Origin of the sequence: Nocardia sp. NPDC047038 (genome assembly GCF_040644075.1) — a bacterium.
Lineage (GTDB): Bacteria > Actinomycetota > Actinomycetes > Mycobacteriales > Mycobacteriaceae > Nocardia > Nocardia sichangensis.
The window spans coordinates 195575-208080 of sequence record NZ_JBEYVQ010000008.1 but is presented as its reverse complement, the minus strand read 5'-3'; the positions used below and the strand labels follow the sequence as shown (position 1 = coordinate 208080).

At 67.8% G+C, this 12506-nt stretch carries 9 protein-coding genes; 5 read left to right on the top strand and 4 right to left on the bottom strand.

Features of this window, described 5'->3' with window-relative positions; translation table 11 throughout:
* Positions 1-57: 57 nt before the first annotated feature.
* The gene (locus ABZ824_RS25745) at positions 58-420 is read right to left on the bottom strand and encodes a metalloregulator ArsR/SmtB family transcription factor (RefSeq protein WP_355075358.1); all 363 of its coding nucleotides are present in this window, start codon (positions 418-420) and stop codon (positions 58-60) included.
* A 94-nt stretch (positions 421-514) separates the two neighbouring features.
* On the opposite strand from ABZ824_RS25745, the gene ABZ824_RS25740 reads away from it, so the two are divergent.
* Positions 515-2473, top strand: a complete 1959-nt coding sequence (locus tag ABZ824_RS25740) for a heavy metal translocating P-type ATPase (RefSeq protein ID WP_356965774.1) — start codon at positions 515-517, stop codon at positions 2471-2473.
* A gap of 55 nt (positions 2474-2528) precedes the next feature.
* Here ABZ824_RS25740 and gndA read toward each other — a convergent pair whose 3' ends face one another.
* Both gndA and ABZ824_RS25730 read right to left on the bottom strand, forming a co-directional pair.
* Positions 2529-3974 carry an NADP-dependent phosphogluconate dehydrogenase gene (gene gndA / locus ABZ824_RS25735; protein WP_356965772.1) on the bottom strand — a complete coding sequence of 482 codons (1446 nt, stop codon included), beginning with the start codon at positions 3972-3974 and terminating at the stop codon, positions 2529-2531.
* 171 nt (positions 3975-4145) lie between these two features.
* The gene (locus tag ABZ824_RS25730; protein WP_355075352.1) at positions 4146-4931 is read right to left on the bottom strand and encodes an alpha/beta hydrolase; all 786 of its coding nucleotides are present in this window, start codon (positions 4929-4931) and stop codon (positions 4146-4148) included.
* A 190-nt stretch (positions 4932-5121) separates the two neighbouring features.
* Between ABZ824_RS25730 and ABZ824_RS25725 the strand changes: the two genes are divergently transcribed.
* The gene (locus tag ABZ824_RS25725) at positions 5122-5778 is read left to right on the top strand and encodes a TetR/AcrR family transcriptional regulator (RefSeq protein ID WP_356965770.1); all 657 of its coding nucleotides are present in this window, start codon (positions 5122-5124) and stop codon (positions 5776-5778) included.
* Here ABZ824_RS25725 and ABZ824_RS25720 read toward each other — a convergent pair.
* The gene (locus ABZ824_RS25720; RefSeq protein WP_355075348.1) at positions 5755-6267 is read right to left on the bottom strand and encodes a MarR family transcriptional regulator; all 513 of its coding nucleotides are present in this window, start codon (positions 6265-6267) and stop codon (positions 5755-5757) included. The genes ABZ824_RS25725 and ABZ824_RS25720 overlap by 24 nt on opposite strands.
* 219 nt (positions 6268-6486) lie before the next feature.
* On the opposite strand from ABZ824_RS25720, the gene ABZ824_RS25715 reads away from it, so the two are divergent.
* The 3 genes from ABZ824_RS25715 to ABZ824_RS25705 all read left to right on the top strand — a co-directional run bounded on the left by ABZ824_RS25715 (position 6487) and on the right by ABZ824_RS25705 (position 12432).
* Positions 6487-7716, top strand: a complete 1230-nt coding sequence (locus tag ABZ824_RS25715; protein ID WP_355075346.1) for a TetR/AcrR family transcriptional regulator — start codon at positions 6487-6489, stop codon at positions 7714-7716.
* Between the two features lie 216 nt (positions 7717-7932).
* Positions 7933-9768 carry an acyl-CoA dehydrogenase gene (locus ABZ824_RS25710; RefSeq protein WP_356965767.1) on the top strand — a complete coding sequence of 612 codons (1836 nt, stop codon included), beginning with the start codon at positions 7933-7935 and terminating at the stop codon, positions 9766-9768.
* A 312-nt stretch (positions 9769-10080) separates the two neighbouring features.
* Positions 10081-12432 carry an arylsulfatase gene (locus tag ABZ824_RS25705; RefSeq protein ID WP_356965765.1) on the top strand — a complete coding sequence of 784 codons (2352 nt, stop codon included), beginning with the start codon at positions 10081-10083 and terminating at the stop codon, positions 12430-12432.
* The last annotated feature ends 74 nt before the right edge of the window (positions 12433-12506 follow it).

Below are 12506 nucleotides of genomic sequence, written 5' to 3'. Positions count from 1 at the left end.
ACCCGAATCGGGTGAAAGCCTTGCCGAGCAGCCGGATCGCCAGTGCCGCAGGGTCGGTCAGACCGCGGCCTCAGGACGGTCGGACAAGCCGAGGCGCAGGTGTTCGCTGTGGTAGATCGCCTCGTCCAGCAGTTGGGCGACGTGGTTGTCGTAAAGGCTGTAGACGATGCTGCGGCCGGTGCGAGTGCCCGTGACCAGACCCAGATTGCGCAGCAGCCGAAGCTGGTGGGAGACGGCGGACTGTTCCATGCCGATGGCGTCGGCCAGCGCGCTCACCGGCAGCGGCCCTTGGCGCAGTTCGGTGAGGATCATCAAGCGGCTCGGTGTGGCCAGCGCCTGCAACGTGGTCGCCACATGGGTGGCCGATTCGGGATCCAAGCGCACGGCAGGGCGGTCCCTGCCTTCGACGCCGTGTCCCATGACTGAACAGCATACTCTAGGAACAAATGAAGACATGTTCATGTGTTCTGGTATGGTTCGGGCCGTCTGTTCGTTGCTGTTCTGGAGGTGACCCGTGGCCGCGCCGACGCTCGCGCCGACTCGTCCGACTCCGCCATCCGGTCGCGTGCCCGTGCGCCGGACCCGGCTGTTCACCCTGCCCGAAGCCCGTTGGGCCGCAGCGGCCGTGGTCTTCTTCTGCGCCGGGCTGGCGGTGCAGCTGACCGATGGCCCCCAGTGGCTGCGCTGGGGCATGTACCTGGCCTGCTACGCCGCAGGCGGCTGGGAACCCGGGTGGGCCGGCTTACAGGCTCTCCGCGACAAGACGCTCGACGTCGACCTGCTCATGGTCGCCGCCGCGATCGGAGCGGCGGCCATCGGCCAGATCACCGACGGCGCGTTGCTGATCGTCATCTTCGCGACCTCCGGCGCCCTGGAAGCGCTGGCCACCGCCCGGACCGAGGACTCGGTGCGCGGACTGCTCGACCTCACACCCGACACCGCGACCCGGGTCGCGCGCGACGGCGCGGAAGAGACGGTCCACGCCACCGAACTGCGCGTCGGAGACGTCCTCGTGGTGCGGCCCGGCGAGCGGATCGCCGCGGACGCGACCGTCCTCTCCGGCGGCAGTGAGGTCGATCAGGCCACCATCACCGGCGAACCGTTGCCGGTGAACAAAACCCAGGGCGACGAGGTGTACGCGGGCACCCTCAACGGCACGGGGGCCCTGCGCATCCGCGTCGTGCGCCGCGCGCGGGACTCCGTGGTAGCGCGCATCGCGGCCCTGGTCGAGCAGGCGGCCCGAACCAAAGCGCGCACTCAGCTTTTCATCGAGAAGGTGGAACAGCGCTACTCCGTCGGCATGGTCGCGGTCACCCTCGCGGTGTTCGCCATCCCGCTGCTGCTCGGTGACAACGTGCGGCGAGCGCTGCTGCGAGCGATGACGTTCATGATCGTCGCCTCCCCCTGCGCGGTGGTGCTGGCCACCATGCCGCCCCTGCTGGCGGCCGTCGCCAACGCGGGGCGTCACGGTGTCCTGGTCAAATCCGCGGTGGTCATGGAAAAGCTCGGCGCCACCACGCACGTCGCCTTCGACAAGACCGGCACCCTGACCCGCGGCATCCCGGAACACGCCGAGATCCGCTGCCTGGACCAGCGATTCACCGACGCCGAGGTGCTTCGGCTCGCCGCCGCGGCCGAGCACCCGAGCGAGCACCCCCTCGCGGCGGCGATCGTGCGCGCGGCCCGCACCCGAGAGCTGCGGCTGCCCGAGGTCACCGAATTCACGGCCCACCCAGGTCGCGGCGTCACCGCCCGTGTCGGTGACCGTCTCATCGGCGTCGGCTCCCCCTCCGCGTGGGAACCCACCCGCGACGCCCACACAACTGTCGACGCCTTCCACGCGAGCGGCTACACCGCCGTGGTCGTGACCTGCGAGCACGAACCGATCGGAGTGCTCGCACTGACCGACCAACTCCGGCCCGAAGCGGTGGCGGCCGTGCGCGCGACGACCGCGCTGACCCGCAGCGCGCCGATACTGCTGACCGGCGACAACACCGCCACCGCCGATCGGCTCGCCGAATGTGTCGGCATCACCGACGTCCGGGCGGAACTGCTGCCCGACGACAAGATGATCGCGGTGCGCGAGTTGCAAGCCGCCGGGCGGAAACTGACCGTGGTCGGCGACGGCATCAACGATGCCCCTGCGCTCGCCGCGGCCGAGGTCGGCATCGCCATGGGCGGCGCCGGATCCGACCTGACCCTGCGGACCGCGGACGCCGTCGTCGTGCGCGACGACCTGACCACGATCCCGGCGGTGATCGCGTTGTCCCGGCAGGCGCGACGGGTGGTGATCGCCAACTTGGCCATCGCCGCCACCTGCATCGGCGTGCTGGTCGTCTGGGACCTCGCCGGGACCCTGCCGCTCCCCCTCGGCGTCGCCGGGCACGAGGGATCCACCGTCCTCGTCGGGCTCAACGGGCTACGCCTGCTCCGCCGGGGTGCGTGGGAGCGAGCTGCCGGATCACGGGAGTGACAGCGACCTCCGTCGCAGTGCGGAAACGAATCCCGCACTGCGACAGCGCGTCCGGCTAGTCGGCGCGAACCTCGCCGCGGTCCCCGCTCCACAGCGTGTGGAACTTGCCTTCGGCGTCCACCCGCTCGTAGGTGTGCGCACCGAAGAAATCACGCTGCCCCTGGGTGAGCGCGGCCGGGAGACGCTCGGCGCGCAGGGCGTCGTAGTAGGACAGCGACGAAGCGAACGCGGGCACCGGAATGCCGAGCAGTGTCGCGGTGGCCACGACGCGGCGCCAGCTGTCGATGGCCGTCTCGATCGCCTCACGGAAGTACGGTGCGAGAATCAAGCTCGGCAGCGCCGGGTTCTCGTCGTAGGCGTCCTTGATCCGGTTGAGGAACCGGGCGCGGATGATGCAGCCGCCACGCCAGATCGTCGCGAGATCACCCGGGCGCAAGTTCCAGTCGTATTCGGCGCTGCCCGCGGCGATCTGGTCGAAGCCCTGCGCGTAGGCGACCACCTTCGAGGCGTAGAGCGCCTGCCGGATGTCCTCGGTGAACCGCTCCACGTCGGTGGGCTTGTCGGCCAGCCGTCCGGAAGCCAGACCCCGCGCGGCCTTTCGCTGCTCGCGCGAACCGGACAGCGCCCGCGCGAACACCGCTTCGGCGATTCCGGTCACCGGCACGCCGAGGTCGAGCGCGGACTTCACCGTCCAGCGCCCGGTGCCCTTCTGCTCCGCCGCGTCGACGATCACGTCGACCAGCGGCTTGCCCGTCTTCGCGTCGACCTGGTTCAGCACCTCGGCGGTGATCTCGACCAGGTAGCTCTCCAGGTCGCCGGAGTTCCACTGGGTGAATACGTCCGCGATCTGTTTGGCGTCGAAACCGAGCGCGTCGCGGAACAGGTGGTAGGCCTCACCGATCAACTGCATGTCGGCGTACTCGATGCCGTTGTGCACCATCTTGACGAAATGTCCGGAGCCGTCCGGGCCGATGTGGGTGCAGCAGGGCGTTCCGTCGACCTTCGCCGCGATGGATTCCAGCAGCGGCCCGAGCGAGTCGTAGGACTCCTTGGGGCCGCCGGGCATGATCGCGGGGCCGTTGAGGGCGCCCTCCTCGCCACCGGAGATCCCCGCTCCGACGAAGTTCAGCCCGCGCTCGCGCATCGCGGCTTCCCGCCGAATGGTGTCGGTGTAGAGGGCGTTTCCACCATCGATGATGATGTCGCCCGGCTCCATCGCGTCCGCGAGTTCCTCGATGACCGCGTCGGTCGCGGCGCCTGCCTTCACCATGATGAGCACCCGGCGCGGCTTCTCCAGCGCGGCGACGAACTCCTCGATCGTTTCGGTCCGCACGAAGTCGCCGTCGTCGCCGTGGGCCTCGAGCAGTGCGTCGGTCTTGGCGATGCTGCGGTTGTGCAGCGCAACGGTATAGCCGTTCCTGGCGAAGTTCCGTGCGATGTTGCTACCCATGACCGCCAGACCGGTGACCCCGATCTGTGCGCGCGCTGTAGAGGTCGGCATCAATCAGCTCTCTTCGTTCGACAGGGCGGCGCGTCCGCGCGAAGCTGTTCGGCGGCGGCATCGTGGCGTCCGTTCCACGACGCTTCAGACCTTACCCACCCCGCCGGTGCGGGCTCGGAGCGCATCACGAGCCGCTCACGTGACCATACGGGCGTCGGCGCGTACGCGACTTCACGTCCCGGCCGGCACGGGACCGGAGACCAACCGGTCACGAATCTCGGCGAACGCGTCGGCCAACTGGTGGATGCCCGGCGTCTCCACGGGAAAATGCCCCGCCGCGTCGAGCACGACCAGGCGTTTGGGAGCGGCGATCCGATCGAAGAACGACTGGCTCAGCGCCAAGGGCGTCCACCGATCGGCGCCGGGGTGAACCAGCCATACGGGGCAGGAGGTGAAATCCTCCGGTTCGAGACCGGGATCGGACCGCAGATAGGTTCGCAGGAATCCCAGTGGCATCCAGGCGCCACCGCCGTGGGGATCGGCCGAGACGACCCGGGTCAGCTCGGGATCGTTCGATATCGCGGACATATTCGCGAGCAACCGCATCGGGATTCGCAGATCGTCGATCGCGGGCACCAGCAACCGTGTTCCGTACCGACCCAGCCACGGGCGACGGGCGACCGCCGCGCGAACTCGCGCCAGCCGTGGGTCGAGCAGACAAGTGGCCGCGAGCGCGTCCACCATGCCGGTGCGGGCCGCCACCGTGTACGCCAGCATCCCGCCCACGCTCGCCCCCACCAGCACCAAGGGCCGCGAATCGGCCGCCTTGACCGCACGGACCAGATCGTCGACGCAGTCCACCCAGTCCGCATACCGGATCGCGCGGGACGACGGGACGCGGGTGTGGCCGTAGCCGGGCAGGTCGGGGACCCGCACGTCGAAACCGCGCGCCGCCGCCAGCGCCGCGAACGGCCACATCGCCGCGGCATGACCACCGGCGCCGTGGATCAAGATCATCCGAACGTCCGCGTCCGGCCGGTGGAGCCGCTCGATGTGGACTTGATGGCCGCGCCACGACCAAGTGCTCGACTGGGGCCGAAAATCCCAGCTCCGGCGTAGGTCATCGGGGAGAAAGGAGAGGTAAGAAGCGTGCATGTGACAATAATTCGAGCAATCCTCGGTTTTGCCAACTCGACTTCAGGACGCCATGTCGACACCCAGGAAAATCCCGCGGCAGCAGCGGTCGGAGTTCACCTTCGACGCGATCCTCGACGCCGCTGCTCGACTTTTCCAGCAGCACGGTTACGCCGCGACGACGACCAACAAGATCGCCGAACTCGCCGGCGTCTCCATCGGCACCCTCTATCACTACGTCCCCGACAAGGACGCACTGCTCTACTCACTCGCCGAACGGCACCTGCGGCACGCTTCCCAGGCGCTGCTGGAAACGGCCGGGCGCCTGCGTGCCGAACAGCCGCCTCTGGTCGACACCATCCGGCAGCTGGTCGTCGCCGTGACGCGGTTGCACACGGCTCAACCGGAGATGCACCGGCTGCTCTTCGATCAGGCTCCTCGCACCGCCGCGGGTGTCGAACGCCTCCGACAACTCGAACGGGTACTCGCCGACGAAGTGGAATTCCATCTGCGCCGCCTCGAGGTCGGCGGCGACGACCCGGGGTTGACGGCATTGCTGCTCGTGCAGGCGGTGGAGGCGCAGATCCACGGCGCGGTCCTCGATCCGCCGCCCGGCCGCACCGCCGACGAATGCGGCCGGGCGATCATCGATCTCTGGACCCGGGCGCTCACGCCGCCCGCCGACCCCGGCCGGGCGGCAGCCGAGTCATCGCGAATCGGCCACCAGTGACCCGGCGCCGAGACCGCCCGCGATCAGCGCATCCGCTCCCCGGTCACCGTAAGCGATGCGCTCGAGCAGATCCAGCGCCTCGCCGACCTTGTGCAACTCACCCGTCCGCAAACTCTCCGACAACGCTTGCGCCAGTGCGTCGTTCGCGGACGCTTGATGTCCGCACACCCACGCGCGGCCTTCGTCGGTGAGAGTCAGATTCACCCGCCGTCCGTCGTTCGGGTCGCGCACACCGATGATCAGACCCTGGTCGCGCAAGCCGTCGACCACGTTGCGCATCGTCTGCGGCCGCAGCATCTCCAGCCGCGCCAAGTCGACCGCGGCCATGGCGCCGTATCGGTGCAGCCGTCCCAGGACCGCCCACTGCGTCGCGGACAGCCGCCGTTCGTCGGGATCTCTCCGGGCGCGCCGCAGGATGACGGTCGTCGCAATGCGCAGCCGGGCCGCGATGGTGGACAGTGCTGTGGCGTCCGCGGTGTCAGCGCTCACGGGCGGGCTCCCTCTGCTTACCTGGTGGGACAACGATCCCCGGGCTGGTGATAGCTGCGGGAAGCCTACTCGACAGTAGGACATCGGCGTGGCCCGTGACGAAATCGTCATACGGACCGGTGGCCGCGACAGATCGCCACGGCCCACCAGCTATCGGGTCGACCCGGGGAGGCGGCCCGATAGCTGGTGCGGACCGCCCGATGCGCGACACTGACCGCGATGGGCACACAGGCGAACAGCGGACAACCACGGCGGAGACCACCGCATCGACGCGAGATGATCCTGGCCGCCGCGGTCGACGCCTTCACGCACGGCGGCTATTACGGCACGACGATGGCCGACATCGCGGCTGCGGTGGGCATCTCGGCGACGGCGTTGTATCGACACTTCCGCAACAAACAGCAACTTTTGGGCCAATGCCTGCTGGTTGGCCTCGACGACACCTTGAACCGGCTGGACGCCGCATATCGCGCCGATGACTCCGGCGGCGCGGTAACGGCCGAGTTGGTCCGGGTCGCGCTGGAGTTGCGCGGCCTGCCGCGGCTGTGGCAACTGGAGTTCCGCAATCTGACCGCCGCCGACAAGACCGCGGTGCTCGTCCGCGCCGCGCGGCTCACCCGCTACCTACGACACACGATCCACTTACGCCGACCCGAACTGAGCACGGCCGATGTCGAATTGCTGAGCTGGTGCGTGCTGTCGATCGCGGTCAGCCCCTCCTATCACCGCGCCGAGTTGCCCGCGCCGGCCGCCGCGCAAGTGCTCGACGCCGCCGTCGCGGCGGTGATCACGACCCGGATGCCCGAACACCCGAACGGCCACGCGCCGAGCCGGCCACCGCGCACCGAGATCGGCAACACCGCACTGGACCGAGCGCTGCGCTCGGAGCGAATGCTCGCCGAGGCGGCGCGGCTGTTCAGCACCCGCGGTTACGCCGCGGTGGGCATCGAGGACATCGGTGCGGCCGTCGGCGTGACCGGACCCGCCCTGTATCACCATTTCTCCAGCAAAGCGGAGTTGCTGGACCAGATCGTCCGGCGCCAGGACGAGTGGCTCCGACTGCTGCTCGCCCGGGCGATCGCCGAGGGCCGCAGCGCCGAGGAGTCCCTGCGCTCGCTCATGCGCAGCTTCGCGCAATTGGGCGTCGACGAACCCGACCTCTTGGCGATCACGGTCAGCGAGACCCGGCATCTTCCTGGCGACGGGGTGCAGCGCTACCGGAGGGTGCGCCTCGACGGCATCGCCCAGTGGGCCCGCATGCTGCAGGCGGTGCGGCCGGATCTATCCGCGCCCGTCGCGCGGGTGCTCAGCCGCGCGATCGTCACCGTCGTCATCGATGCCGTACGCAATCCCCGCTTCCGGCGGCGCGCCGATCTCGTCGACGTCCTCGTAGCCATCGGGGAGCGGATCGAAACGGCGGGAAATCCCGGCCGCACCCCCTCGCAGTGATTTATACCACTTAGCGAGCATTAACTTAGCTGCGCCAATTACGTGCTAGCAGCGGATTGAATGCCGTTGGACATCCGACCATCTACTTAGTGGTTATTAACATAAGATTGCTTTCGCGTCATCGGTGCCGCACAGTGTGCCGTGGGCGAGCACCTATCCGTGCGCCCGCCGAATCCCTCGCCGGTACACCGGCCGTTTCTCGAAAGGCCCTGGCTCGTGAGCCATTACAAGAGCAACGTGCGTGACCTCGAGTTCAATTTGTTCGAGGTGTACGGACTCGACGACATCCTGCGGACCGGAGCGTTCGGGGACCTGGACGGCGACACCGTGCGATCGATGCTGGCGGAGGCCGCGCGCCTGGCCGAAGGGCCGGTCGCCGAACCGTATGCCGAAACCGACCGCAACCCGCCGGTTTTCGATCCGGCTACCCACTCGGTCAGCCTGCCGGAGTCGTTCAAGAAGGCGGTGCGCGCCTGGTACGACGCCGAATGGTGGCGCGTCGGCAAGTCCGAGGCGGTCGGCGGAGTGCCCGCCCCCTCGATGGTCAGCTGGGCCATCAGCGAATTCGTGCTCGGGGCGCAGCCCGCGGCCTACATGTATCTGACCGGGCCCATGATGGCCCACATCATCGACGGCATCGGCACCGAGCAGCAGCGGCGCTGGGCGCGATTCATCACCGAACTCAACTGGGGCGCCACCATGGTGCTGACCGAGCCCGACGCCGGTTCCGACGTCGGCGCCGGTCGCACCAAGGCGATCGAGCAGGAAGACGGCACCTGGCACATCGAGGGCGTGAAGCGGTTCATCACCTCCGCCGACGCCGACGACCTGTTCGGCAACATCGCCCACCTGGTGCTGGCTCGCCCCGAGGGCGCGGGACCGGGCACCAAGGGACTGTCGCTGTTCTTCGTACCGAAGTTCCACTTCGACCACGAGACCGGTGAGCTGGGCGACCGCAACGGCGTCTTCGTCACCAACGTCGAGCACAAGATGGGCCTGAAAGCGTCCGCCACCTGTGAGCTCACCTTCGGCGGCCACGGCATCCCGGCCAAGGGCTGGCTGGTCGGCGAGGTGCACAACGGCATCGCGCAGATGTTCCACGTCATCGAGGAAGCTCGGATGATGGTGGGCACCAAGGCCATCGCCACCTTGTCGACCGGCTACCTCAATGCCCTCGAATACGCGAAGAGCCGGGTGCAGGGCAGCGATCTGACCCAGATGGCGGACAAGTCCGCACCGAAGGTGACCATCACCCGGCACCCCGACGTGCGCCGGTCGCTGATGATGCAGAAGGCCTACGCCGAAGGCCTGCGCGCGGTATACCTGTACACCGCCGGTCACCAGAACGACGTTGTCGCGCAGCACATCTCGGGGGCGGATGCCGAGCTGGCCGCGCGGGTCAACGACCTGCTGCTTCCGATCGTCAAGGGCGTCGGCTCGGAGCGGGCCTACCAGTACCTGACCGAGTCGCTGCAGACCCTGGGCGGTTCGGGCTTCCTGCAGGACTACCCGATCGAGCAGTACATCCGCGACGCGAAGATCGACTCGCTCTACGAGGGCACCACCGCGATCCAGGCGCAGGACTTCTTCTTCCGCAAGATCGCCCGCGATCGCGGCGTCGCGCTCGCGCACATCGCGGGCAAGATCCGGGACACGGCGCAATCCGGCGTGGGCAACGGCAGGCTCAAGACCGAGAAGGTGCTGCTGGCCACCGCACTGGAGGATGTCCAGGACATGGCGGGCCGATTCACCCAGCACCTGATCGCCGCCCAGCAGCAACCCACCGAGTTGTACAAGATCGGACTGAATTCCGTCCGGTTCCTGCTCGCCGTCGGCGATCTCCTCATCGCCTGGCGTCTGATCGTCGCCGCCGAGATCGCCGCCGCGGCATTGGATGCCGAGCCGGGCGGCGGAGACCGCGCTTTCTATGCGGGCAAGATCGCCGTCGCGTCGTTCTTCGCCAAAACTGTCCTGCCGCACCTCAGCGCGGAATGGTCGGTCATCTCCGACGTCGACATCAGCGTCATGGATCTCGACGAAGCCGCATTCTGACACCCTCGGCGATCACCGTCGCACCGGCCGCCGCATCCGACGATGCGGCGGCCGGTCGGCTTCCGCCACTGACAGTCGCGCCCGCGTCGTCTAGCATTTGACTCACGTCGCGATAGCGGATGGGCGAGGAACCGATATCGGACGCTCCGGTGGCATCGATTTCCGACGATGAGGACCCACCCGGCTCCGCGGCAGTACTTGATTGCGCAGTGCCACCGCGGCACCGCTCGTCGACGCAGTGGCATCGCACGCGTTCATTCGGACAACCAGGCTGGCGGTGTCCAGTCCATCCGCAGGACGGAGGGCGGGTAGATGTCACTGGAAGAATACAAACGGGGAACGGCATTTCCCGGATTCATCGGGCGAACGACGGATGTGTCGAATCCCGCATGGCCACAACCGGTACGGGCGGCGCCCGGCGCACCGAACTTGGTGTTCATCGTGCTCGACGACACCGGATTCGGACAACTCGGGTGTTACGGCAGTCCCATTTCCACGCCGCATTTCGACGCGTTGGCCGCAGGCGGACTGCTGTACAACAATATGCACACGACCGCGTTGTGCTCGCCGTCGCGTTCCTGTCTCATCACCGGGCGTAATCATCACGCCAACGCCATGGCGGGTATCACGGAGATCGCCACCGGGTATCCGGGCTACAACGGCAACATTCCATTCGAGAACGGATTCCTCTCGGAGATGCTGTTGCAGCACGGCTACAACACCTACATGGTCGGCAAATGGCATCTGGTGCCGTCGGCGCAGGAATCCGCCGCAGGCCCCTACGATCGTTGGCCGCTCGGGCGGGGCTTCGAGCGGTTCTACGGCTTCCTCAGCGGCGACACCAGCCAGTGGTATCCGGATCTGGTCCACGACAACCATCAGGTCGAGCCGCCCGCCACCCCGGAAGACGGCTACCACCTGACCGCCGATCTGGTGGACAAGGCGATCTCCTTCATCGCCGGTGCCAAACAGGTCGCTCCGGACAAGCCGTTCTTCTTGAACTTCTGCACCGGCGCCACACACGCGCCGCACCACGTGCCGAGGGAGTGGGCGGACCGTTACCGCGGCCGATTCGACGGCGGCTGGGACGCCTATCGCGAATACACGTTCGACCGGCAGCGCGAGCTCGGTGTCGTACCACCGGACGCGCGGCTTTCCCGCCGTGATCCGGATGTGCCCGAATGGGCCGCGCTGTCCGCCGACGCACGCCGCCTGGCGGCACGAATGATGGAGGTCTACGCCGGATTCCTCACCCACACAGACCACCACATCGGACGACTGCTCGACTTCCTCGACCAGATCGGGGAGCTCGACAACACCCTGCTCATGCTCGTGTCCGACAACGGCGCCAGTCCGGAGGGCGGGGTCACCGGAACCACGAACGAACTGCAATTCTTCAACAACGCCCCGGAACCGATCGAGGACAGCCTGCGCGCCATCGACGAGCTGGGCGGTCCGACCACGTTCAACCACTATCCGTGGGGTTGGACCTGGGCGGGCAATACTCCCTTCCGGCGATGGAAACGCGAAACCTACCGCGGCGGCGTCAGCGATCCCTTCCTGGTCCACTGGCCTCGGGGCATCACCGCACAGGGCGAGATCCGAACCCAGTACGCGCACCTGATCGACGTCGTTCCCACCGTTCTCGACGCTTTCGGCCTCGAACCGCCGGTCACCATCAGGGGCGTATCCCAGTCCCCCTTGCACGGTGTCGGTTTCGCCCACACTTTCGACGATTCCACCGCCGCGACCCGGCACCACACGCAGTACTTCGAAATGCTCGGCCACCGAGCCATCGACCACAACGGCTGGCGGGCCGTGTGCCCCTGGCCTGGCCCGTCCTTCGCCGAAGCGGACCGGCCGTTCGGCACGCCGATCACGGCCGATGACCTCGGCCGGCTCGACGCCGACGATTGGGAGCTCTACCACGTCGCCGAGGACTTCGCCGAGACCCGTGACCTCGCCGCTGAACGTCGAGACAAGCTCAACGAGATGATCGCCCTGTGGTATGTGGAAGCAGGCCGCTACGACGTGCTGCCGATCGACGGCAGCGGATTGCAACGCCTGCTCGTCGAGCGCCCGCAGATCACGCCCGCGCACACCCGATACACCCTGCGCCCGGACACCGAGACGCTGCCTGCGGCCGTCTCGCCGCGGGTGCTGAACCGCCCGCACAGCGTCACCGCCGAAGTGGAGATCCCGTCCGGCGGCGCCGAGGGCGTCTTGCTGTGCCAGGGCACCAATGCCGGAGGCTGGACCTTCTTCGTCGCAGACGGCCACTTGCACTACGCCCACAACTATGTGCGGCGCACCGTGCACCGCGTCGCCTCGACACGAACCATCCCGGAAGGCCGCCACGAATTGCGCTTCGAGTTCGAACCCACCGGCGCACCGGATTTCGGCAATGGCAAGGGCACCCCTGGCACCGCTCGGCTCTACATCGACCGCAGCCCGGCAGGGGAAGCCGATTTCCCGTTCATCACGCCGGTCGCGTTCAACCCCGGTGGGATGACCTGCGGCGCCAACCCGGGCTCCGCGGTGGTGCCCGACTACCGGCCGCCCTTCCGGTTCACCGGCACGTTGCGCACGGTCGTCGTGGATCTGTCCGGAGAACTGACAACGGACGCCAAGAGCGAGATGCGCATGCACATGGCTCGGCAGTAACCGATACGCCCGCCGCGCTTTCTAGCACCCGGGTCGTCGCCACACCCGCGACCGTGGGAGCCGGCTGTTCTCGA